Origin of the sequence: Advenella incenata (assembly GCF_004217095.1) — a bacterium.
Lineage (GTDB): Bacteria > Pseudomonadota > Gammaproteobacteria > Burkholderiales > Burkholderiaceae_B > Advenella > Advenella incenata.
Genome location: NZ_SHKO01000001.1, coordinates 2438133 through 2460509, shown reverse-complemented (window position 1 = coordinate 2460509; position 22377 = coordinate 2438133). Strand labels below are relative to the sequence as shown.

Sequence of the window (22377 nt, the reverse complement as noted above, 5' to 3'; positions counted from 1 at the left end):
GCCTTTATTACATAAAGATACAAAAAAAGGACGCGAGACTGCGCTCGCTTGGTGGGTGTGCCAACTTGAAAAAATAGTGTGCACTTTTGCAGACGCGGCGATAGAACGATTCGGCCATACTGTAAAACCATTGTTACGTATTGGGCATCATTACATGCACATAATTCAAGAAATTTATTGAAAATGAGAATAGTTATTATTACAATAATAGGCTGACCTGCAGATCAACATTGGTTTCATTCATATTATCTAATGTATTTTCGCTGGGTGCGGTTCCCGCGCCAAGCGCTGTCTGCTGTAATTGCCTGCACAAGGCACGTATGTTGAGCATGTTTAACGGATCAAATTCTCCCGCGGCGGTTCCCCTGAGCTTTCGGCTCACTGGCCTGGCTGCAGCGCTGGCATTAATGTCAGGTGCTGCCTGGCTTGGCACACTGGATCTGACGCCACCCATTGTCAAAGCGATCGATGCCCCGGTAATGGTAACGATTATCGACGAACCGGTACGTCCGCCTCCGAAAGGCGAGGAACTGGCGCCGGCCCCCGAGCCAGAGGTGCAACCTGAGCCGGAACCAGAACCAGAACCAGAACCCCAGCCTGAACCTGAGCCGGAACCGGTTCAGGAAGAAATTATTCCACCTCCCGAGCCTGTGCCGGAGCCGGTGTACGAGCTCAAGCCCGAACCCAAGCCTGTGGTTGAACCAAAACCGGAGCCAAAACCGGAACCCAAACCTAAGCCGAAGCCAAAACCCAAACCGAAGCCCAAGCCGAAACCAAAGCCTGAACCGAAACCGCCGGTCAAGCCAGCGCCCAATCTGTCCAATATCAAGATTGATCGGAATATTTCGCTCAAGCCGGTGGGCGTTAGCAATGGCGCGAACGCCAAGCCTTCGGGTGGCCAAACCAATCAGGCCCCCAAGGTCGTGTCATCGGTCAGTTATCTGGTCAAGCCAAAGCCAACCTATCCGCGCGCAGCAAAAATGCGTGGTGAATCGGGAACTGTCATTGTCCGGGTGCATATTTCAACGGCTGGCACGGTCAAAAGCGCGACACTGCGCCAGGCGCTGCCCTATGACTCGCTCAATGATGCTGCCCTGAGTGCGGTACGGCGCGCCCGTTTTAAACCCTATTCAGAAAATGGCGTTCCCCGGGACTCCATCGCCGATATACCTATTGTTTTTCAATAAAGGAATTTATTCATCATGACTACCCCCTGGCTGTCATCCACATTGGTCGCCCTAGCTCAGGCGACAACGGAAACTACGCCGCAGAATCCCGGCATTATGGATTTTCTTATGCAGAGCGATATTGTCGGCAAATCCCTGTTCGGTATTCTTGTTCTGATGGCGCTGGTTACCTGGTACCTGATCGTGGTCAAGGTACTAATGAATATCAGCGGAACCCGCAAGGGAAACCGGTTCCTGCAGCGCTTCTGGAGTTCGCAGTCTCTGGAGCAAGTTGATCAGGATTTGCACAAATTTGGCGCGCACGATCCGTTCTCGCGTCTTGCCGACCAGGCGCTGCATGCGCGTGATCATCACAGTCGTTATGGCGCGAGCAATCTGGCCGAACTGGGTACCAATGCGGAGTTTGTCGCTCGCCGTATGAAAAAAGTGATTGATGAGGAAACGGCCCAGGCCGAGAACGGGCTGTCTGTTCTGGGTTCCATTGGCTCGACTGCGCCGTTTGTCGGGTTGTTCGGAACCGTGTGGGGTGTTTATCACGCCCTGATCGGTATTGGCATGGCCGAAGCGGGCGTTACCATCAATAAAATTGCAGGCCCGGTCGGCGAGGCGCTGATCATGACCGGCCTTGGCCTGGCTGTTGCCATTCCGGCAGTGCTGGCCTATAACGCCTTTGTTCGTCGCAACCGTGTCATGCTTGCCCGTCTGGATGCATTCGCCCACGACCTGTACGCATTTGTGACAACCGGCCAGCAGTTTGAAAGCCAGAACCCCAAAGTGCGCAGTTTGCGTGGCGGCGGCGGTCGTTAGTCACACAGGAGATAACCATGGCTTTTGGAAGCTTTGATCAAAAAAACGGTTCGGCCAGCCCCATGACCGAAATCAATATGGTGCCGTTGATTGACGTGATGCTGGTGCTGCTGGTGATCTTTATCATTACAGCGCCACTAATGGCGCATTCGATCAAGATCGATCTGCCCCAGGTCAGCAGCAAGCCGGTAGAGCAGGAACCAGTCATTATTGATCTGGCGATGGACAAGTCCGGCACTATTTACTGGAATGATGCTCCGGTAGAGCAGAGTGACCTGAGGGAAATGTTTGTCAACGAAGGCAAGCAAGACCCGCAACCAGAGCTGAGAATCCGCGCTGATGCCGATACGCGTTACGAGGCGCTGGCGCAGGTACTTTCCATGGCAAAAGGGTCCGGGTTGAAAAAACTGGGCTTTATTACCCAACCTGGCAGCGAGAGTGCTGCTGGCGGTTCGGAAAACGCTAGAGATAGCGGCGCCGGCAAGCCTCAAGCAGGAGCACCGGCGACGTCTGCCGGCGCTGGCGCTGCGGCAACACCAGCCCAATAAAGGTCTGCTTCGGCAGGCTGTGTCTAGCAGGCGCTATCAGATGGCGTTCCAGGGTAAAAAAAGGACCGAAACCTGTGTGATACGGGGTTCAGTCCTTTTTTGTATGATGACAGCGCTGGTTTTGGTGGCGGCAACACGCATTGGCTTGGCCAATGCCGGAAAACCAGGCGGTTGGTTTTGTTGTCAGTCCTGGGCCGCAGCTTTCTGCACCACCGACCGTGTCTAGCAGGCAATGCCTGTTTTAAAGCGTTTCTTCCTGCTTGCCGTAGAATTTTACCCCGATCGTGATGCGATCACGTCCCTGAGCACGGCGATGCCGGTTGGTGTCGCGCAATGAATACACACAACCACAGTATTCCTGTTGATAGAATTCTTCGCGCTTGCTGATCTCGATCATGCGGGCCGAACCGCCGCCTTTGCGCCAGTTGTAGGTCCAGTACACCAACTCAGGATAGCGCGCGGCTGCACGTTCGCCACTGCCGTTAATCTGGTTCATGTCCTTCCAGCGTGAAATGCCAAGCGAACTGGTAATCGTATCGAATCCATGTTCGTGTGCATACAACGCAGTGCGCTCAAAACGCATATCGAAGCAGGCGGTACAGCGAATGCCTCGTTCGGGCTCATTTTCCATGCCTTTGACCCGGTCGAACCAATTGTCTACGTCGTAATCGGCATCAATAAATTCAATGCCGTGTTGTTGCGCAAAGCGTATGTTCTCGTCCTTGCGGATTTCATACTCACGGACCGGATGAATGTTTGGATTGTAAAAAAAGATGGAGTAGTTGATGCCCGATGCCAGCATGGCTTCCATGACTTCGCCCGAACACGGGGCACAGCATGAATGCAGCAGCACTTTGCCGTGTCCTTCGGGCAAGGCAAGGGTGGGGCGTTCAATATCGGTAACAGTAATCATGGCGATCAGAGATAAGTCGTTTCCTAATTCATCATTTTAGGATATTTCCCGGGCAGATTGACGGTTTTTTTAAAAAATCTCTTTATTTTCAAGTGTTTTCCCCGAAAACATCATCCCAAAGCGTACATACCGCGGCTCGTTCTTCAGTCAGCAGCGACTGATTAATCCTGGCCTTTTCGTCACCCTTGAGCCTGACGGCGTGCTGCATGCGTCGCAGAATACGATAGCTGTCCGCCGTTTTGCGGGCATGCTCGGCATTCAGAATGCCAACCTCGCCGGCAATATTGAGCAGGGCAATATTTCCAAGGTTTTCCAGAAGTTGCTTGTGCTGGTTTGCGTAGGCCAGGACGCAATACTGGGTAATGAACTCGATATCCACCATCCCGCCATGGTCGTGCTTCACATCGAATAATTCGGTTTTGTTTGGGTGCCCGGCACGAATTCTGGCACGCATTTCAATCACTTCCTGTTTGAGCTTGTCCGGGTCGCGCTGCAGCAGAAGAATATCACGGCGGATACGCTCGAAGGTTTTGCCGATCTCGGGGTCGCCAGCTGAAAAGCGTGCACGCGTAAGCGCCTGATGTTCCCAGACCCAGGCATGTTCCCGCTGATATTTTTCAAAGGTATCCACCGATACCGCCAGCAAACCGGCGTCGCCGTCAGGGCGCAGGCGCAAATCGATCTCGTACAGCCGGCCAGACGAGGTCATGCTGGACAGCCACGTACTTAAGCGACGACCAAGCTTGGCATACACTTCCAGGGCATAGTCGCCCGGGTCGTCAAACAGCAGGACCAGGTCCAGATCGGACGCATAGCCCAGTTCCTTGCCACCCAGCTTGCCGTAGGCGATCACTGCAAATCTCGGCATATGATAAAGCGGGTCGTCCGGTTGTATCTGTTTTGGCCGCACCAGCGGCCAGACGCGCTCCAGGCTTTCCTGCAGCAGTACATCGGCCAGGCCCGAGAGCTGGTCAGCCAGTTTTTCCACTGTCAGTTCGCCTTCCAGGTCCTGTGCCAGCAACTGAAAACTGACCTGGCGCTGCACATCACGCATGACGTTCATTTGCTGCTCCACGTCCGGGGTGCCGTCATGCAGGACGCAGGCATCCAGTTCCTTGTCCAGCTGTTCGGCGGTCTGTGCGATGTTGACCGGTTCCATCAGGCTGTTCCACTCAATCAGACTATCGAGCAGAATCGGATTGGCGGTCAGATAGCTGGCGGCCCAGGGACTGGACGCCATGATTCGCGCTACGCGGGCCAGGGTGTCAGGAAACTCGGCGAGCAGGGCAATGTAAGAACTGCGTTGCGCAATGGTTTCAATCAAATCGAACAGCCGCGCGCAGGCAGTATTGGGCAAGGGCGTGCGTGAGGCTGCCTGGATGACGGCCGGCAGCAGTTTTTCCAGACGTGCGCGACTGCTGTTGGACAAACTGCGAATACGGGAGCTGCCCAGCAACGCTTCCAGCCGGTGCTCGACATCGTTTGAATCATGTTCGGCAAAATGCTGCTTGATGATATCTTCCAGGTTTCTGTCGTCGCGGTGCTCCGTATCGCATGCTTGCGGTTGCTGGCCGTTGCTCTGGTCGTCGTTCAGGCCGGCAATGCGAAAGGCATCGCGAAAAGTATCTGCCACAAACTGCCGATGAGCAGCCAGCCTGGCGGTGAAATCGGTTGGGGTCAAACCCAGCACGGTGGCCAGTGCCGCCATGCGCTCCTGATCGTTGGGCAGCAGGTGGGTCTGTTCATCTTCCCGGTATTGCAGAAAATGTTCGACCCGGCGTAAAAAGCGGTATGCCTCTTCGAGCTTGTTGCCTGTTTCCGGCGCGATCAGCCCGGCGCTGACTTCAGCGTGCAGCGCCTTGATCAGGCAGGGTTCCTGGATGGTGGGCAGGCGACCGCCCTTGATCAATTGCGACAGCTGCACCACAAACTCGATTTCGCGAATGCCGCCTTCCCCAAGCTTGATATTGTGAACCGTGTCGACGCCATTTTTTGACAGGGCGCGTCGCTGCCAGTCCTGGCGGATCCGCTCACGCAACTGGCGCAGCGAGGCCAGCGTATCGAAGTCGAAATATTTGCGATAAATGAAGGGAAGCCGCAGGCTTTCCAATTGCTGGGCGTAGGGCGCTGGCGCGCTACCCTCGAGCGCCTGTGCCTGAATGATGCGCGCCTTGAGCCAGGCGTAGCGTTCCCATTCACGTCCCTGGGCGATCAGGTAGTTTTCCAGCGCGTCCAGGCTCCAGGCCAGGGGACCGGCGTCGCCATCCGGACGCAGGCGCAGATCTGTGCGGAAAACCTGGCCGTTGGCATCCTGATCGGACAGGATCGGCATCATGCGCCGGGTCAGGCGGCCATAGAATTCGTGATGGCTCAGTGGGCGCCGTCCGGTGGTTTCGCCTTCCTCGGGGTACAGCATGATCAGGTCAATGTCCGATGAGACATTCAGTTCATATCCGCCCAGCTTGCCCATCCCCAGAATGATCATTTCCATGGGTTTGCCTGTTGCCGGATCCATGGGTGCGCCATGGACCTGAACCATATCGGTCATCACGCTGCGGTACGCCTGGGCAACGGCGAAGTCAGCCAGAAAGGACATGGCGTGGGTCACTTCTTCCAGCGTTGCCTCGCCGCCTGTATCTCGCACGACCAGTGTGTCGAACAGACGGCTGCGCAGCTTGCGCAGGATGATCCGGCAGTGCTCGATTTCCCAGACCTGGGTGGCGGGAGCGCCTACGCCGGCAGCCAGCTCGTGCGACCATTGCTCGATACGCGCAGACGTGATGGGTTCAGCCGAGTCTGCCAGTATTTGCTGCTGGATCTCGGGTCGCGCATCAAGGCGGCGGCGCAGATAGCCGGACCAGGATAGAGCGCTTTGCAGGGATTGGATACAATTCATGAGTTGCCGATGTGATGACGGGATGCTGTATATAATAATACCCGAACCCCGACCGCCCCATGAATTGACCGATGTCCAACGAGAATCACTGAGTGAATTTGCCGTACCGACTGCTGAAATCCGCCGGCACCCTCCTGATAGCGCTTATAGTCCTGGCCATGGCGGCGGTACTGGCTGTCCGCTTCCTGCTTGCTCCCAATATCGATCAATTCCGCGAGCAGGTTGAGCAACGGCTGAGCGCGGCGACAGGCCAGCATGTCACGATCGAGAAACTGGCGATTGACTGGACGGGGATTGTTCCCCGGTTGCGACTACAGGCGCTGCAGATTGCCGATCAGACCGATACGCCGATGTTGACTGTCGGCGAGGCGGTCGCCAGCCTGGACTGGCGGCGTGCCGTGCAACTGCAACTGGAGCCAGCCGCGGTGGAAATCCAGCAGATTCACCTGAACATGATCCGTGATCGGCAGAATCGGATCTGGCTGCTTGGCAGGCGTCTGGACAGTGACAACGTACATTCGGCGCCCGAGGCCGTTGATGCCGGTAACGTGACGCTAGCGCCGCTGGCCGATCTGCTGCAAGCCTTGCCCGAAATAACCGTACTCAATGGCAGCTTCAGCTGGACTGATCAGACGCGGCCACAGGCGGGCCCGTTTACGCTTTCCGATTTCACATTGCAGTTGACAAAAAATGGGCCAAAGCGGGTGCTTAGCGCCAGCGCCCGTATGCCGGCGAAGGTGGGTCATTCCATTCAGTTACTGAGCAGCTTGCAGCAGGATGGCGTTGCCGGCAAACAAACGTCGCCCTGGTCGGGCAATTTGCGGGTCTCCGTGCTCAACCTGGACGTACTGGCCGCCAGGCCCTGGTTCGATATACCGCAAAAAGTAAAATCCGGCATCGTCTCGCACGCGGTGGTCGATCTTCAGATTGACAGCAATGTGCCCCAGAACATGATGGTGGCCTATGGACTGGAAAAGGTCCGGGTTGAAGATCACATCCGCAATCACGAGTTTATTATCGCGGCAGACAGCCTGACCTCCCGCCTAAGCTCGTCATTCACAAGTGTGATCAATGAGTTCAATCGCTGGCGTTTGTCTATGCATGAGTCCGGCGTAGCGGACGGGATCAGCTACCCTCCGGTACAGTTCGAGTCCAGTGTCAAGGGCTTCTATTATAAGGATCCGGTAATTTTCGAGAATCCGCTGTCGATTGACCAAGCAAGTGTCCGGGGTGATTTCAGTCGCAATTCTGTACAAGAGCCGCGAGTCAAGTTTACCCAGGCTACGGTTCATAACCGTGATTTACAGATGGAAGGCACCGGGACCTGGCGTTCCGATGTCAACAGCGACAACGGTATTGTGGATTTGAGTGGATCCTTGCGGGCAGTATCATTGCCGCATCTGCATAATTACCTGCCCAATGTGATGGATCCGGATGCGCGTGAGTGGCTCAAGGATGCATTCAAGAATGGGCAATTGTCTGCAGCCGAATTCGAGCTCAAGGGCGTTGTCGACGATTTTCCCTTCGGTCTGGCGCCGGACGCGGGCAGCTTCCTGCTGCGCGGCACCTATGCAAACCTGCTGCTCAATTATCACCAGAAGGATATTCGGGGCAAACGCTGGCCGGTTGTCAATTCCGATAGCGGCACGATTCACTTTCAGAATGATCAGATTATTATTGATTCGATTCAGGCATTCTATGCCATGCCTGAAGGGCAGCGGCTGGACCTGGATGCGTTTCATGGTGTTGTATCCAGTCTGGAGAAGAACACCACCGTTGATTTGCAGGCAAAGGCAAGGGGACGTGCCGAGGATTTTCTGACTTTCACGAAAATCAGTCCGCTGGGCAATTTGATCAATAATGTGCTGGATGAAGCACAGGGCAGCGGCCAGTGGACCATTCCCATTGATCTGCACATTCCGGTGCTTGACGCGGACAATTCACGAATCTCCGGTTCGATTCATCTGGATGACGGCCGTTTTCGGCTCACACCGGATTTTCCATGGGCCGAGCACCTCGAAGGGCAAATGCCGTTTACCGAGACGCAATTGCAGGCCAATGCTGTCAAGGGGGTCATGCTGGGGGGTAAAGTTGTGCTCGACGGCCCCATCGGCACCGTGGGCAAGCCACTGTCCATTAACGGCACCCTGACCGCAGCCGGCCTGCGTCAATTGATACCGGTGCAGGGCATGCGGCGCATCAGCGGCAGCACCAATTACACGAGCCTGGTCCACTTTTCGTCCGGCGGCAGGGTAAAGGTTCAATTCCAATCTGATCTGGCGGGCCTGGCAACGCAATTTCCCGATGGCCTAGCCAAGCCCAAGTCGGCACAGTGGCCGGCAACCATTGTCTGGCGCGCAAACGACGGCGCCACCGATAACGGCAAGCGCTACCTGGATATTCGCATTGACGGCACTCGTACGCAGGCGATTTTTGAGCACGACATTAACAGCAGCAAGGGACCGTATTTCAGTCGTGGCACCGTTGGTGTCAATAGGGCCGCACAATTGGGCCCGCCGGGTTTGACCGTTCTGGCGCAGAATCCGACGCTGGATGCCCAGGCTTGGGATGATATTGTCGATGAGTTTTCCGATAGCGCCGGGACAGGTCACGGGCGGCAGATATTGCCGGATGTGTCACACGTGGCCCTACAAACCCAGGCATTCCTGGTGAAGAACCAGACGCTGACAGGCGCTACGCTTGCAGCCACCCGGGCAGGCAAGCAATGGAACCTGCAACTGAATTCCGATCAGGCGCAGGGAAACGGTATCTGGATTCCCGGAGCACGCCCGCGGGATTCGGGCAACCTGACTGTCAGGCTCGATACCCTGAACATTATTGAACCGGCCGATGACCTGGCCGACACGCGCACCCCGTTACAAAAAGAAAGGGATGCGGCAAAGGCGCGTGCCGGCGCAACGCAGCCTTTGCCGCGTCTTGACCTGTCAGTGAAGAATATGACTGTCTATGGCAAGCAAATGGGACAGATGATACTCAAAGGTTACCAGTTACCTGGCTCGGACGACTGGAAGGTGGATTATTTCAGCCTGGTCAATGAGGGCGGCTCATTGGCGGCGCAGGGATCGATTCATCAGCAGGGCACCGCAAAGGACCTGCAACTGCAAGGAAAAATTGTAGTGTCTGACCTGGGCCGGTTTCTTGAAACTTATCAGTTGGGCGGCGTCATCAAAAATGGAAACGGCCAAATTGACGCGCAAATTAATTGGAAAAACGTCCAGGATCTGGATTTGGCCATGCTCAATGGTTCGCTCAGCGGCAGCCTCCAGCAGGGGCGTCTGGAAAGCGTACAGTCGTCTGCGGTCAAGGCGCTGGAGCTGTTGTCGCTGCAGTCGTTTCGCCGGCTGCCCAAGTTTGGAGAGACACTAGGCAATTCGGTGCAGTCGGGGCTCACATTTGACACAGTCCGCAGCCGCATGCGTCTGGATGCCGGGCGCCTGTTTGTTGAGGATTTCCGTTTGAATGGCCCTTCATCGGCTATCGTAGCCTCCGGAATGACTGACCTGAAATCCGAAAGCCTGGACTTTCAGACTGTGGTTGTGCCCAAGCTGGATGTTAGCGGCGCCTCTGTATTGGCGGGAACGATCGTTAATCCGGCAGTCGGCGTAGGCGCTTTCCTGACGCAATGGCTGCTGCAGGCGCCATTGCAGCGTGCCCTGACTGTAAAATATCATGTTACTGGAAACTGGACCAAACCGTTGCTCAACGACATGGCGCTGCCCAGCGAAGCTGAATTGAAAAGTCGTGAATCCGAAAAGAAAATGGATGAGCTGTATCGGACTCATTAAGTGGTCCATCAACATTGTCGAGGAAAAAAATGGCCTTGAGCGTATTTGACATTTTCAAGGTGGGTATCGGACCGTCCAGTTCCCACACTGTCGGCCCCATGATTGCCGCGCTGCGTTTTGTGAACCGTCTGGACCAAGCCAGCCAGCTTGAGAGCGTGCAACGTCTTCATATAGAGATGTTCGGCTCGCTGGGTGCGACCGGCAAGGGTCACAAAAGTGATATGGCGGTTGTCATCGGGCTGCATGGCTACCAGCCCGAGACGCTGGATCCGGACATGGTGCCGGCACTGATCGAGCAGGTGCGCAGCAGTGGCATGGTCAGGCTGCTCAATCGCCACGACATTGTCTTTGACGAGAGCGTCCATATCAAGTTCAACCGAAGGGAAACATTACCCCAGCATTCAAATGGAATGCGCTTCAAGGCCTTCGACGCTTCTGATCAATTGCTCATGAAGAAGGAATATTATTCCATTGGCGGCGGCTTTGTGATGAATTGCGATCGGGTCCGAGTGAATCTGACCCCGGATATTGACATTCCTTATCCCTTCAATTCTGGCCAGCAATTGCTCGATCTGTGCCAGCGGCACCAGTTGACGATCGCACAGTTGATGATGGAAAACGAAAGGCATTACCGGCCGCAGCAGGAAGTCAGGCAGAAAATACTGGACTTGTGGGCAGTGATGCAAGCCTGTGTGACGCGCGGCTGTTCGGCCACCGGCAGCCTGCCCGGTTTTCTTCATGTCAAGCGTCGCGCCCGACAACTGCATGAACAGCTGTGCAGCCGGCCCGATGAGTCGCTGAAAGATCCGCTTTCCATGCTCGATTGGGTGAATCTGTATGCGCTGGCAGTCAATGAGGAGAACGCGGCCAGCGGCAAGGTGGTGACGGCGCCGACCAACGGGGCGGCAGGAGTCATTCCCGCAGTCCTGCATTATTACGTGAATTTTGTGCCCGGCGCCAATGAACAGGGCGTGATCGATTTTCTGCTGACGGCGGCAGCCATTGGCATTCTTTACAAGGAAAACGCATCCATCTCGGGGGCCGAGGTTGGCTGTCAGGGAGAAGTGGGTGTTGCCTGTTCAATGGCAGCTGGCGCCCTGGCCGCAGTATTGGGAGGCACTGTCCCACAAGCGGAGAATGCCGCCGAAATCGGCATGGAGCACAACCTGGGCATGACTTGTGATCCTGTCGGGGGCATGGTGCAGATTCCGTGTATCGAACGCAATGCGATGGGAGCAGTCAAGGCCATCAACGCCGCGCGCATGGCCTTGCGGGGGGATGGTACGCACTACGTGTCGCTGGATAAAGTAATCCGGACCATGATGCAGACCGGGGCAGATATGCAATCGAAATATAAGGAAACATCGCGCGGCGGATTGGCCGTCAATATTATCGAGTGCTGATGCATGTGCCTGCGTGGCTGGCGCAGGTTCGAGCGTACACAAAAATATCGTGGATACAAATGGGTAAAGCATGTAGCTCGGCCAGCTCAGGAATTTGTGGGTCGATCGCAGCGCAGCCCCGACTGGAAGGTCATAACGGCATTGTCGGGGCTACGCTAACCGCAGCATGACATACCTCCTGGTTATTTGACGAATATTTGATATCTCTATCGCTAAGATGGTGATAATTCATTTTTACGTTCCAATTCATGCTTTCTTCTACTGCCATTGCATCTGATCCCTTGTCACGTATTGGCACGTCTGATTGGTTGTCCCGTCTGGCGGTCAGTCCTTTTGTCTTTCCGTTACTCTTGCTTGTCACGACTGCCTGGTTTGTGCTGGGTAACTGGCTTTGGCCGCTGCTCAATCCTGACGAAGGACGTTACGTTGGGGTTGCGCTGGAAATGCTGCATGCTCGTGAGTGGGGAACGCCGCTACTGAACGGGATGCCATATTTTCATAAGCCGCCGTTGTTTTACTGGCTGACAGCGGCCAGTCTTGCCATTTTTGGTGAAAATGAATTTGCGGCCAGACTGACACCTGCGTTGGCAGGCCTGCTGATGATCGGCGGCCTGTTTGCCTTTTTGCGGCGTTTTGTCCTGTCGTCACGTGCGCTGGCGGCAGGCATCATGTTGGCGGCGACACCACTCATGTTCGGCGCAACCCACTATGCCAATCTTGATTTGCTGGTGGCGGCCATGATCAGCACCACTATCCTGTGTGGCGCCACCGCTGTGCTGCTGCAACAGCAAGGCGAGCCCGCAGCGCGATGGATAATGGCAATGTATCTGTTTGCAGGACTGGGTTTTTTGGCCAAGGGACTGATCGGATTCGTTCTGCCCGGTGGGGTGCTGCTTGTCTGGCTTCTTGCCGAACGCAGGTATTTGGCCATTCCGATGCTCTTGCGTATTTCCGGTATTCTGCTATTTCTGGTCGTTGTTCTGCCATGGCTGTTGTTAATGCAGAGCAGGTACCCCGGGTTTTTTCATTATTATCTGGTGTATCAGCAGTTTGAGCGTTTTTCCCAGGGCGGCTTCAACAATACAATGCCTGTCTGGTTCTATGTGGCGGTATTGCTGGCGACCATGCTCCCTTGGTGTCGAAGCGGGCTGTCGACCATCTTTACACGCAATTACTGGGTACAAGCGCGTGATGCCAGCGTTCGCCGGCTGATGTGGATCTGGCTATTGCTTGTTCTGGTCTTCTTTTCTATCCCGCAGTCCAAGCTGGTGGGCTATATCCTGCCGGTGCTGCCTCCTCTGGCCTTTCTGTTTGCCGAGTTCTTTCGCGGTATCTTTGTGGCAGAAGGTGTGCTCTCGGCGCCGGAAAATGCCGATCGGGCCCGAAACGCTGCTGCAAGCAGGGCATTGCAGCGCAATTTTCTGGCTCGCGTGCTGGTGTGTATTGCCCTGGGGGTTGCCGGGCTGATCTATCTGTCTTGGGCCCGTCTGCCAGGCAGCAGTCGCGCAGCGTCGGCCATTGCCGCAGCACCGCGGGCTGTGGGCATGTACGATCGATATTACAGTCTTGATTATTACCCATTCGATTTTCGATTTTATATGGGAAATAAACCTGAGCTGCTCGTGGTCAGCAACTGGGATGACAATGCGCTGCCGACGAAGGACAACTGGCAAAAAGAACTCTGGGATGCACACAATTTCGGTGCGCCCGATAGCGCCAGCCGCTTTGTACGACCTGCTAGTTTTTTGCGTTCCGTTTGTGTTTCGCAGGATTACCGTCGCTGGATTCTGGCTGACGCAAAACAAATGGACGCTTTTCCTGAACTGCAAAACGTGACACCTTATTTTGCCGATGGCAGGCGGAGAGTTTATCTGTTGCCTGTGGGGCAAGTCATGCCATTTTGCCGGTTACGCCCTGATCTGACGTCAAAGTAGGCAATAGATGCCACCTGGCGGCGCAGGGATAGCGCCATGCCAGTATCGCGGGCGGTCAGACCAGCATGCCGGCTTTTTCAATGAATTGAACGACGGCATCAATGCCGTCGCCGGCTTTCATATTGCACATCACAAATGGCCGATTCTGACGCATGCGCTCAGTGTCCTGGCGCATGATATCCAGCGAAGCGCCGACATACGGAGCCAGATCGGTTTTGTTGATAATCAGCAGATCTGATTTGGTGATGCCAGGGCCGCCTTTGCGGGGAATTTTTTCACCGCCAGCGACATCGATGACATAGATAGTCAGATCAGACAGCTCAGGGCTGAAAGTTGCTGCCAGATTGTCGCCGCCTGATTCAATAAACACAATATCGGCCTGCGGAAAACGCTCCAGCATCTGGTCAATTGCGCGCAAGTTAATGGACGCGTCTTCACGGATTGCTGTATGCGGGCAGCCGCCAGTTTCCACTCCCATGATACGCTCCGGCGGCAGTGCACCGGACACAGTAAGCAGACGCTGGTCTTCTTTCGTGTAGATGTCATTTGTGATAGCAACCAGATCATATCTGGCTGCCATTTTCTTGCATAGAACTTCAAGCAAGGAAGTTTTTCCAGAGCCGACGGGGCCGCCGATACCTACTCGTAGCGGAGGCAATGGCTTGGTTCGGTTAGTGGCGTTCATCATGGTATATGCCTTTGGTTCAATGAATAATTTACAGAAATGCCGGTGGTTTTGAGCCGGGACCCAGTGTGTGGACTGTTTTTCTGCAAGACTGAAAAATGAAAATCGGACTCATCAGGAACGAAACAGCCTGGAGAACTGGCTTTCGTGTCGAGCAGCAATAATTGAATATTGCGGCGCTAGCGTCATGATTGCGGGGGGTGAGCATGAGGTCGCTGTTCGGGTGGCGAGTACTACGCGATCCAACTGAGGCACCAGTGTTGAGAGCAGCCGCTGCCCGGCAGTTTGTCCAAGTGGCACCGTTTTGATGGCAGCCATTACCTGGTTTTCGAGCCAGCTATAGAGAAAGGCCGTGATTCCGGCGTCTGACGGTAGATCAAGAGCCTGAACACAGAATGCGTGAACCGTGGGAAAGCAGGGCGGGGAAAGGTCATTGAGCTTGCTGCGTTTAGCATCGTCTCCCCAATTGAGTGCGTGCGCCAGGTTGATCAATGAGACGGCCATCTGGGTGGTCTCGGCCCTTGCCTCCGCCGTTTCACGACTTGCGTAATACCATTGATTCCACTGGCAGATGGTGTCGATATCCAGCTCACGCCATGCCCGGTAGGCTAACAGCCATATTGCAGCATCGCATTGGGCCATGACCGTATGCAACGTATCCTCGATCCATCGACCGGCAGTGGCTTCATCGGACACAATGCCGAGTTCGACTGCCGATTCGAATCCCTGGGAATAGCTGAACCCGCCAACCGGCAAGGCCGGCGAGGACAGGCGCATCAGTTGTGCGTAGCGTTGGGCAGTGATGAAGTCCGACTCATTTTTACTGGTGTCCATGGCGACAGGTTACTCGGTCGGGCGATGAAGATGATCGTGACCAGGATGGTTATGATCCGTATGCTGCGGTTTTTCCGCATCCGCAAAAGCGTTATGCTGGTGTTGGTGATCACGAATGCTGTTGTGAAGGTGATCGTGATCGTGGGAATGCGTGTGGTTATGGTCGTGCCGGGAGTGCGCGTCTTCATGGGCTCGATAGGCGGCCTGTGCCAGCGCGTAATCTTCGTCGTACGTTTCATCGTGACCGTGCTTATGGCCGCCGCCATAGGCGCCGTGTTCAGGGTTGAAAGCCTGATTGACGGTCGAGGTATGGACCCCGAGCCGGTTCAACATTTCCACCAGCACGGGATCGTATTCCAGGTGAAGATAACCATCTCCAACTTCGACCGTGACATGACGGTTACCCAGATGGTAGGCAGCCCGTGCCAGATCGGTGGCCGTATTCGCGGTGACGCGAACCAGCAATTCGCTCTTTGCCTGTACGACAATCAGGCCGCCGTCATCGGCCACCAGCACATCATCAGGGATAAGAACCACGCCTCTGTCGATGATCAGGTTGATGGTTTCACCATTATCAAGGGCCACTTTCTGGCGGCTGCGACGGCGCTGTTCAAAAGTCATTTGCGCGGCCGGGGCATGTTGCAACAACGTGGCAGACAGGCTGCTATTACGTAGATATTTGCGGACGATACGTGTCATGTCTGAGCGTTCCTGATATATCGACATCAAAATAGAAAATACCGCTGGGCCATCGGCAGGATCTTGGCCGGTTCGCAGCTCAGTAATTGCCCGTCTGCAAAAACCTGGTAGGTTTGCGGATCTACCCGGATATCCGGCAACCAGTCGTTCAGAACCATGTCGCGCTTGCCAATATTGCGGCAGCCGTTGACTGCGCAAAGCGTTTTGGTCAGGTTTAAATTTTGCACGGCGGGGTTGTTGAATCCTGCCTGCGAGACAAAGGCCAGCGACGTTTTCAATGCGCGACCGTACGAACCGAACATTTTTCGGTAATGCACCGGCTGTGGGGTGGGGATGGACCCGTTCGGATCGCCCATCACTGCATGAGCGATCATTCCGCCTTTAATAATCAGACTGGGCTTGACGCCAAAAAATGCCGGCCGCCATAGAACCAGATCGGCGAGTTTTCCGGGCTCTATGGAGCCTACCTTGTGAGCAATGCCATGTGCGATGGCGGGGTTGATTGTGTATTTGGCAATAAAGCGTTTGACCCGATGATTGTCGGAAGCGGAAGAATCGCCAGCCAGGCTGCCGCGTTGCTGCTTCATTTTGTCAGCCGTTTGCCATGTTCGAAGAATTACTTCGCCAACACGTCCCATTGCCTGTGAGTCGGAACTCATGATTGAAAATGCGCCAAGGTCATGCAGAATGTCTTCGGCAGCGATGGTTTCCCGACGGATGCGGCTCTCGGCGAAGGCGAGGTCTTCGGCGATGGCCGGGTCCAGATGGTGGCAAACCATCAGCATATCCAAGTGCTCATCAATCGTATTATGCGTAAAAGGCATGGTCGGGTTGGTAGAGGCGGGCAGGACATTGGGCATACCTGCGGCGCGAATGATATCGGGCGCATGACCGCCGCCTGCGCCTTCGGTATGGAAGGTATGGATGGTACGTCCCTTGAACGCGGCCAGCGTGGCCTCGACAAACCCAGATTCATTCAGGGTATCGCTGTGGATGGCGACCTGTGTATCGGTCTGTTCGGCAACGCTCAGGCAGGTATCAATGGCTTGAGGTGTTGTACCCCAATCCTCATGCAGCTTCAGGCCCAGTGCTCCGGCCTGTATCTGTTCCAATAGCGGGGCGGGATCGCTGGCACTGCCTTTGCCCAACAGACCAATATTCATGGGAAAGGCATCGGTCGCGCCAAGCATGGCATGGATATGCCAAGGGCCTGGCGTGCATGTGGTGGCGAAAGTGCCCGTTGCCGGACCCGTACCACCGCCAATCATGGTGGTGACGCCAGAGGATAGCGCTTCTTCAATCTGCTGCGGACAAATGAAATGAATATGTGTATCGATTCCGCCTGCGGTAACAATAAAGCCTTCTCCGGCAATAATCTCGGTGCCGGGTCCGATCACGATGGTGACACCGGGCTGGATGTCCGGATTGCCTGCTTTGCCAATGGCATCGATATGGCCGTTTTTGATCGCGATATCGGCTTTGACTATCCCGGTCATTGCGTCGACGATCAGAGCATTGGTAATGACTGTGTCGGCGCAGTCTGCCGAGCAGCGCTGGCTCTGGCCCATCCCGTCACGAATGACCTTGCCGCCGCCAAATTTGACCTCTTCGCCAAATATGGTGAAATCTTTCTCGACTTCGATGAACAATCCAGTGTCTGCCAGGCGGACACGATCCGCGCGACCGTTTGCAATAGTCGGGCCGAATATTTCGGCGTAAGCCTGTCTTGATATGCTTGTCATTCCAGTGCCCCCATGACGTTTCCAGTAAACCCGAATACGCGCCGGTCACCTGCCAGCGCCACCAGTTCTACTGTACGTATTTGTCCCGGCTCAAAGCGTATTGCAGTTCCTGCGACAATATTCAATCGATGACCGCGAGCCTGTTGCCGGTCAAACAGCAGCGCGGCATTGGTTTCTGCAAAATGATAATGTGATCCGACCTGAATGGGACGATCGCCCGTATTGGTCACTTCAATGACCATGGTGCTTCTTCCGGTATTGATGTCGATTGCACCTTCGGCGGCAATGATTTCACCTGGAATCATGCTGGCTCCTTATTGTCCGGTTAATAACAGCACTGCGCCATATGAGGCAATACCGGCACCCGTTAACCGGGCAACCCAGGTTTTGTGGCGTGTCATGATGGCACCCGCTACCATTCCGGCGCAGTGGATAAACAGCGTGGAAAGCATGAATCCCACGATAAACAGGCTTGCGGCGCCTCCTTCAGGCAGTTCCATGCCATGGGCCGCACCATGGAAAAAAGCAAAGAATGCAACCAGTGCTGAACCGGTTATCAGAGACAAGCGTGCCATGCCTGCCAGCATTAGACCGAGCACCAGCAGTGAGGCCATGATCAGTGGTTCTACCAACGGAACTTGCATTCCGGCGATGCCCATCAGGGCGCCGAAAAGAAGAATGCTGGAAAAAGAAAGTGGGATATAAACGGCTCTTTTTAACGAGGGGTATGCCATGGCACTCCAGATACCCACGGCCAGCATGGCCAGCAGATGGTCTGGGCCCGTAAGTGGATGAAGCAGCCCTTGATTGAACATGGACATGGCATCGATGTGCTCAAAATGACCGGGATGCGCAAGTGCGGTCAGAGGCAGGCCGGTGAGGACAAGCACCGCCAGGCAATAACGTAATCGGTTGGGAAAAGTATGGAACATGATATTTTCCTTTGTGAATCTATAAATGAATGGAGGGTGATTTGGCGTTGGGTGTGGATTCAAACGATGGGGTGGTGAACCGTTACCAGTTTGGTGCCATCCGGAAAAGTGGCCTCGACCTGGATATCCGGAATCATTTCCGGTACGCCCTCCATGACATCATCGCGGGTAAGCACTTGCGTACCAGCATGCATGAGCTCGGCCACCGTTTTGCCGTCCCGTGCACCTTCCAGGAGCGTTGCGGTGATCAGTGCCACAGACTCAGGGTGGTTCAGTTTCAGCCCTCGGTTACGACGCCTTTCTGCGAGTAGTGCAGCGGTAAATATCAGCAGTTTGTCTTTTTCTCGTGGTGTCAGGTCCATGGTAGTCTCGGAATGTTTAGTTAAATGTTTAAAATAGGTCGCAAGCGCAACGTCATCACGTGAACCAAAGCCGCAAGGGCGTCGCGGGGACGCCCAGATGCAGGGGGCGCAAGTGTTGCCAGCAATCGACCATCAGTTGCCTGATTTGCTCGGCACGCGTGCCCAGCAGGCGTACCAGGATCAGGCTGCTGGACGAATCCAGCTCAATCTGGCTGACGCCCGCCCTCAGGTTTTCTGTCCATGGCAGGCTGGCAGTCATGTGCTCCATCTGTTCGGCGGCGATGATCGGTCCGATGCTCCAGACGGTTGCCATGACCGGAAAGCTCCCCAGCCCGGCGCTGCTCTGCCTGAGAGACTGTTCTGCGTCGACCAGGCCGGCTTCAGCCCACACCAGTTGTTCGTCATAGTAAAGGGCGGAATCAATGGCAAGCGTGCCTTCATGCCAATACCCCTGTGTTGCCACGCTGCCCAACTGGTAACAGTCCCAGCCGATTCCCCGGGCACCTGCAGCGAGCCTGATCACGCTGGTGTTTCTGGCCCGGGCCTGTTCAAACAACAGGTTTTCCAAGGGAAGCCAGTCAAGTCTTGCATTCTGGGCAATGCAAAGCTCAACGCTCTGGGTTGCTGTCCTGCCATTGGCCTTATACCAGCGAGTTGCGCCAGGCGTGGTCAGTACTGCATGGGCATTTTCATGAACCGTCGCGGCAATGCTCAGTTCGTCGCCGCCTGCAATGCCAGATGGCGGGTGCAGTATTGTGGCGTGACAGATGGCCGGTCCTTCTGGATATAGCGACTTCTGCACCAGCAATGGCCCAGTATGGGCATTGTGGGTCAGGGCACTACGCCCGGACGGTTGGCAAGAAAATGCCAATGAGAGACTCGCAGTCCAGCCTTCGGTTTGCATGACAGCAGACATTTGCGGTTACACACTAATGTGACGTTCAATACCGTCTGTAACAATATTTATGCCTTTTCCCTGGGCAATAATGACGCCGCGGTTCATGACAAGATAGTCATCGGCAATAAGTTTGACGAAATCCAGATATTGTTCAACAAGAAGTACTGTCATTCCATGATCTTCAACAAGAATTTTGAGCGTTCTGCCGATATGCTGAATGATATTTGGCTGAATGCCCTCGGTAGGTTCGTCCAGAATCAGCAGTCGTGGCTCGCTCATGAGGGCACGGGCAATCGCCAATTGCTGCTGTTGCCCACCAGACAAATCTCCGCCGTTGCGATGTTCCATTTCCTTGAGAACAGGGAAGAGTTGGTAAATGAATGCCGGAATGCCCTTGGGCATCTTGCGAGTAGCGGCGCCCACCAACAGGTTTTCCTTTACGCTCAGTCGTGGAAAAATATCGCGGCCCTGGGGCACATAACCAATGCCCTGGGCAATACGGCTGGCCGTCCCCATTCGACTGATGTCCTTGCCTGCATAGTTGATCTGCCCGTCACGAATGGGTACGACGCCAAGCAGGCTGCGCAGCAGGGTGGTTTTGCCCGCGCCGTTGCGACCAAGCAAGGCGGTCAGGGCATTTGCTTCTATCTCAAATGAAATATCGCGAAGAATATGGCTGCCGCCATAATACTGATTGACGTTTTGTACGCTGAGCTGCATGGTACGTATTCCTTGATTAGCGGCCGAGATAGGATTCAATCACTTGCGGATCCTGCTGTACGTGTTGCATGGTTCCCTGCGCCAGTACGGTTCCGGCAGCCAGGACGGTGACGGTACCCTGATCGCCGGCCAGGTTTGAGACAAAGCCCATATCGTGCTCTACCACGACAATGGAGCAGGTGCCGCGAATGCGATGGAGTATTTCAGCCAGCTCGGCCGTTTCGCGGTCGGTCATCCCGGCTACCGGTTCGTCCAGCAGCAGCAATGCAGGCTTTTGCATTAGCAGCATACCGATCTCCAGACGCTGTTTCTGCCCGTGCGACAGTTCACCGGCGGCCCGATAGGCAACACTTTCCAGCTTCATGATGCTTAGCGTGCTTTCAATGCGGTGGCGCACGTCTGCGGTGATACGCGCGTTTAATGCGGCGTGCCAGCGACGATCTCCGGCGTCGGCCAGATAGAGGTTTTCCCAAACCGGTTGGCTCTCGAATACCGACGGCTTCTGAAATTTCCTGCCGATACCCAGTTGCGCGATCTGGGGTTCCTGCATGGTCAGCAAATCCAGCGTCTGGCCCAGATACACCTGGCCTTCGATAGTGGCATTACGATGGCCGGTCTTTCCGGTAATGACGTCCATCAGGGTCGTTTTGCCGGCGCCATTGGGGCCGATAATGCAGCGCAGTTCGCCTTCTTTGATGTACAGGGACAAGTCATTGATCGCGCGGAAAGCATCGAATTTAACGGTCAGGTTTTCGACATACAGGACGATGCCGTGCGTCGTATCGATTTTTCCTGATTCAGCAAAATGGGCCAGATGGGTGATTGTGCCGCCAGCACCGGCAGTGTCAGCATGGATATGAGTCATACCGCCTCCGAGGCAGGGGCCGCGTTCGTGTCGGCCTTGAGTGGTTGTGGACGACGCCGTGAAAACAGGCCGATCAACCCTTTGGGCATGAACAGGGTCACCACAACAAACAGGCCACCGAGGACGTACAGCCAGTATTCCGGCATGAATGCAGTGAAAAACGTTTTTGCACCATTGACCGTAAATACGCCCAGGATGCTGCCGACCAGTGATCCGCGACCGCCAACGGCGACCCAGATCACCATTTCAATTGAATTGACAGGCGACATTTCACCTGGGTTGATGATACCCACCAGCGGCGCATACAAAGCGCCTGCAATTCCGCAAAGCACGGCCGACAGCGTCCAGATTGCCAGTTTGTATTGCAATGGATTGAATCCGATGAACATGACGCGGCTTTCACTGTCGCGGATCGCAGTGATCACCTTGCCAAACCTGGATTTCATGATCCATTGGACCAGTACAAACACCAGAACGAGCACCACAAAGCTGATCAGAAAAAGCACCGTACGGGTGTCGGTAGCGCTGATGGAATAACCGGCGATGGACTTGAAATCGGTAAAGCCGTTGTTGCCGCCGAATCCGGTCTCGTTGCGAAAGAACAGGAGCATGGCCGCGTAGGTCACTGCCTGCGTCATGATGGACAGATACACGCCCTTGATGCGCGAACGAAAGGCGAAATAACCGAAGACGAATGCCACAATTGCCGGCACCAGCGCTGCCAGAATAAGTACCCAGGCCAAGGTCTGGGTACCGACCCAGTACCATGGCAATTCGGTCCAGTTAAGCAGGAAGGTAAATGCCGGCAGCCCCGCCGATTCCTGGCCGGGCGCAGGCGCCTGCACCAGATACATGCCCATGGCATAGCCTCCCAGGGCAAAATACAGGCCATGTCCGAGACTCAAGATGCCGCAGTAGCCCCACACGAGATTGAGCGACATGGCCACGATGGCATAGCAAAGCATCTTGCCGACAAGCGTGAGTGTGTAGTCGCTGATATGCAGCACGCTATCGGGAGCGGCCCACTGTGTACCCAGCAGGGTCATCAGAAATACGCCGATTACCACGACGCATAATGTCAGCCAGCCGCTACGTGAGAACAGCGGGGCCCGTTCAGGAATATTCAGTTTGAATGGTGTGGTCATG

19 protein-coding genes are annotated in these 22377 nt (G+C 55.1%); 6 read left to right on the top strand and 13 right to left on the bottom strand.

Going from position 1 to position 22377, the window contains the following annotated elements; all coding sequences use genetic code 11:
- Nucleotides 1-329 precede the first annotated feature (329 nt).
- Genes EV681_RS22535 through EV681_RS11090 form a run of 3 tightly spaced genes read left to right on the top strand, consistent with a single transcriptional unit; the run spans nucleotide 330 to nucleotide 2542 of the window.
- Nucleotides 330-1187 (top strand): energy transducer TonB, encoded by an 858-nt coding sequence (locus EV681_RS22535; protein ID WP_165393006.1) that lies wholly within the window; start codon nucleotides 330-332, stop codon nucleotides 1185-1187.
- A gap of 15 nt (nucleotides 1188-1202) precedes the next feature.
- Nucleotides 1203-1994: a MotA/TolQ/ExbB proton channel family protein gene (locus EV681_RS11095; protein ID WP_128394039.1), complete on the top strand. Its 792-nt coding sequence runs from the start codon at nucleotides 1203-1205 to the stop codon at nucleotides 1992-1994.
- Between the two features lie 17 nt (nucleotides 1995-2011).
- Nucleotides 2012-2542, top strand: coding sequence for an ExbD/TolR family protein (locus EV681_RS11090; RefSeq protein ID WP_130303946.1), 531 nt, complete (start codon nucleotides 2012-2014; stop codon nucleotides 2540-2542).
- A 241-nt stretch (nucleotides 2543-2783) separates the two neighbouring features.
- Here EV681_RS11090 and EV681_RS11085 read toward each other — a convergent pair whose 3' ends face one another.
- Together EV681_RS11085 and glnE are read right to left on the bottom strand one after the other, a co-directional pair.
- A complete protein-coding gene (locus tag EV681_RS11085; protein WP_128394041.1) occupies nucleotides 2784-3455 on the bottom strand; it encodes an epoxyqueuosine reductase QueH in 672 nt (223 codons plus the stop codon).
- Between the two features lie 88 nt (nucleotides 3456-3543).
- On the bottom strand, nucleotides 3544-6351 hold the full coding sequence (glnE, locus tag EV681_RS11080) for a bifunctional [glutamate--ammonia ligase]-adenylyl-L-tyrosine phosphorylase/[glutamate--ammonia-ligase] adenylyltransferase (RefSeq protein ID WP_130303945.1): 2808 nt from the start codon (nucleotides 6349-6351) through the stop codon (nucleotides 3544-3546).
- 92 nt (nucleotides 6352-6443) lie between these two features.
- On the opposite strand from glnE, the gene EV681_RS11075 reads away from it, so the two are divergent.
- The 3 genes from EV681_RS11075 to EV681_RS11065 all read left to right on the top strand — a co-directional run bounded on the left by EV681_RS11075 (nucleotide 6444) and on the right by EV681_RS11065 (nucleotide 13494).
- On the top strand, nucleotides 6444-10157 hold the full coding sequence (locus EV681_RS11075) for a YhdP family phospholipid transporter (protein ID WP_130303944.1): 3714 nt from the start codon (nucleotides 6444-6446) through the stop codon (nucleotides 10155-10157).
- Nucleotides 10158-10186: 29 nt separating this feature from the next.
- On the top strand, nucleotides 10187-11560 hold the full coding sequence (locus EV681_RS11070; protein WP_130303943.1) for an L-serine ammonia-lyase: 1374 nt from the start codon (nucleotides 10187-10189) through the stop codon (nucleotides 11558-11560).
- Between the two features lie 248 nt (nucleotides 11561-11808).
- Nucleotides 11809-13494, top strand: coding sequence for an ArnT family glycosyltransferase (locus EV681_RS11065; RefSeq protein ID WP_130303942.1), 1686 nt, complete (start codon nucleotides 11809-11811; stop codon nucleotides 13492-13494).
- A 55-nt stretch (nucleotides 13495-13549) separates the two neighbouring features.
- Here the strand turns inward: EV681_RS11065 and ureG are convergent, their stop codons facing one another.
- The 11 genes from ureG to urtC all read right to left on the bottom strand — a co-directional run bounded on the left by ureG (nucleotide 13550) and on the right by urtC (nucleotide 22376).
- Nucleotides 13550-14179, bottom strand: a complete 630-nt coding sequence (gene ureG, locus EV681_RS11060; RefSeq protein WP_130304074.1) for an urease accessory protein UreG — start codon at nucleotides 14177-14179, stop codon at nucleotides 13550-13552.
- 114 nt (nucleotides 14180-14293) lie between these two features.
- A complete protein-coding gene (locus tag EV681_RS11055; RefSeq protein WP_242612197.1) occupies nucleotides 14294-15013 on the bottom strand; it encodes an urease accessory protein UreF in 720 nt (239 codons plus the stop codon).
- A gap of 9 nt (nucleotides 15014-15022) precedes the next feature.
- On the bottom strand, nucleotides 15023-15712 hold the full coding sequence (ureE, locus tag EV681_RS11050) for an urease accessory protein UreE (protein WP_130303941.1): 690 nt from the start codon (nucleotides 15710-15712) through the stop codon (nucleotides 15023-15025).
- A gap of 26 nt (nucleotides 15713-15738) precedes the next feature.
- Nucleotides 15739-17454, bottom strand: a complete 1716-nt coding sequence (gene ureC / locus EV681_RS11045) for an urease subunit alpha (protein ID WP_130303940.1) — start codon at nucleotides 17452-17454, stop codon at nucleotides 15739-15741.
- Nucleotides 17451-17759, bottom strand: a complete 309-nt coding sequence (locus tag EV681_RS11040; RefSeq protein ID WP_130303939.1) for an urease subunit beta — start codon at nucleotides 17757-17759, stop codon at nucleotides 17451-17453. The genes ureC and EV681_RS11040 overlap by 4 nt, the downstream gene beginning before the upstream one ends.
- Nucleotides 17760-17768: 9 nt before the next feature.
- Nucleotides 17769-18386 carry a HupE/UreJ family protein gene (locus EV681_RS11035; RefSeq protein WP_130303938.1) on the bottom strand — a complete coding sequence of 206 codons (618 nt, stop codon included), beginning with the start codon at nucleotides 18384-18386 and terminating at the stop codon, nucleotides 17769-17771.
- A 59-nt stretch (nucleotides 18387-18445) separates the two neighbouring features.
- Nucleotides 18446-18748, bottom strand: coding sequence for an urease subunit gamma (locus tag EV681_RS11030; RefSeq protein WP_130303937.1), 303 nt, complete (start codon nucleotides 18746-18748; stop codon nucleotides 18446-18448).
- 55 nt (nucleotides 18749-18803) lie between these two features.
- Nucleotides 18804-19664 carry an urease accessory protein UreD gene (locus EV681_RS11025; protein ID WP_242612196.1) on the bottom strand — a complete coding sequence of 287 codons (861 nt, stop codon included), beginning with the start codon at nucleotides 19662-19664 and terminating at the stop codon, nucleotides 18804-18806.
- A 6-nt stretch (nucleotides 19665-19670) separates the two neighbouring features.
- Nucleotides 19671-20366, bottom strand: coding sequence for an urea ABC transporter ATP-binding subunit UrtE (gene urtE / locus EV681_RS11020; RefSeq protein WP_130303936.1), 696 nt, complete (start codon nucleotides 20364-20366; stop codon nucleotides 19671-19673).
- A gap of 16 nt (nucleotides 20367-20382) precedes the next feature.
- Nucleotides 20383-21231 carry an urea ABC transporter ATP-binding protein UrtD gene (gene urtD, locus EV681_RS11015; RefSeq protein WP_128394053.1) on the bottom strand — a complete coding sequence of 283 codons (849 nt, stop codon included), beginning with the start codon at nucleotides 21229-21231 and terminating at the stop codon, nucleotides 20383-20385.
- The gene (gene urtC, locus EV681_RS11010; RefSeq protein WP_130303935.1) at nucleotides 21228-22376 is read right to left on the bottom strand and encodes an urea ABC transporter permease subunit UrtC; all 1149 of its coding nucleotides are present in this window, start codon (nucleotides 22374-22376) and stop codon (nucleotides 21228-21230) included. Before urtC ends, urtD begins: the two co-directional genes overlap by 4 nt.
- Between the last annotated feature and the right edge of the window lies 1 nt (nucleotide 22377).

Excerpts from the sequence above, each read along its gene's own strand:
- EV681_RS22535 (WP_165393006.1), top strand. The coding sequence starts at position 330 with ATGTTTAACGGATCAAATTCTCCCGCGGCGGTTCCCCTGAGCTTTCGG.
- EV681_RS11095 (WP_128394039.1), top strand. The coding sequence starts at position 1,203 with ATGACTACCCCCTGGCTGTCATCCACATTGGTCGCCCTAGCTCAGGCG.
- EV681_RS11090 (WP_130303946.1), top strand. The coding sequence starts at position 2,012 with ATGGCTTTTGGAAGCTTTGATCAAAAAAACGGTTCGGCCAGCCCCATG.
- EV681_RS11085 (WP_128394041.1), bottom strand. The coding sequence starts at position 3,455 with ATGATTACTGTTACCGATATTGAACGCCCCACCCTTGCCTTGCCCGAA.
- glnE (WP_130303945.1), bottom strand. The coding sequence starts at position 6,351 with ATGAATTGTATCCAATCCCTGCAAAGCGCTCTATCCTGGTCCGGCTAT.
- EV681_RS11070 (WP_130303943.1), top strand. The coding sequence starts at position 10,187 with ATGGCCTTGAGCGTATTTGACATTTTCAAGGTGGGTATCGGACCGTCC.
- EV681_RS11065 (WP_130303942.1), top strand. The coding sequence starts at position 11,809 with ATGCTTTCTTCTACTGCCATTGCATCTGATCCCTTGTCACGTATTGGC.
- ureG (WP_130304074.1), bottom strand. The coding sequence starts at position 14,179 with ATGAACGCCACTAACCGAACCAAGCCATTGCCTCCGCTACGAGTAGGT.
- EV681_RS11055 (WP_242612197.1), bottom strand. The coding sequence starts at position 15,013 with ATGGACACCAGTAAAAATGAGTCGGACTTCATCACTGCCCAACGCTAC.
- ureE (WP_130303941.1), bottom strand. The coding sequence starts at position 15,712 with ATGACACGTATCGTCCGCAAATATCTACGTAATAGCAGCCTGTCTGCC.
- ureC (WP_130303940.1), bottom strand. The coding sequence starts at position 17,454 with ATGACAAGCATATCAAGACAGGCTTACGCCGAAATATTCGGCCCGACT.
- EV681_RS11040 (WP_130303939.1), bottom strand. The coding sequence starts at position 17,759 with ATGATTCCAGGTGAAATCATTGCCGCCGAAGGTGCAATCGACATCAAT.
- EV681_RS11035 (WP_130303938.1), bottom strand. The coding sequence starts at position 18,386 with ATGTTCCATACTTTTCCCAACCGATTACGTTATTGCCTGGCGGTGCTT.
- EV681_RS11030 (WP_130303937.1), bottom strand. The coding sequence starts at position 18,748 with ATGGACCTGACACCACGAGAAAAAGACAAACTGCTGATATTTACCGCT.
- EV681_RS11025 (WP_242612196.1), bottom strand. The coding sequence starts at position 19,664 with ATGTCTGCTGTCATGCAAACCGAAGGCTGGACTGCGAGTCTCTCATTG.
- urtE (WP_130303936.1), bottom strand. The coding sequence starts at position 20,366 with ATGCAGCTCAGCGTACAAAACGTCAATCAGTATTATGGCGGCAGCCAT.
- urtD (WP_128394053.1), bottom strand. The coding sequence starts at position 21,231 with ATGACTCATATCCATGCTGACACTGCCGGTGCTGGCGGCACAATCACC.
- urtC (WP_130303935.1), bottom strand. The coding sequence starts at position 22,376 with ATGACCACACCATTCAAACTGAATATTCCTGAACGGGCCCCGCTGTTC.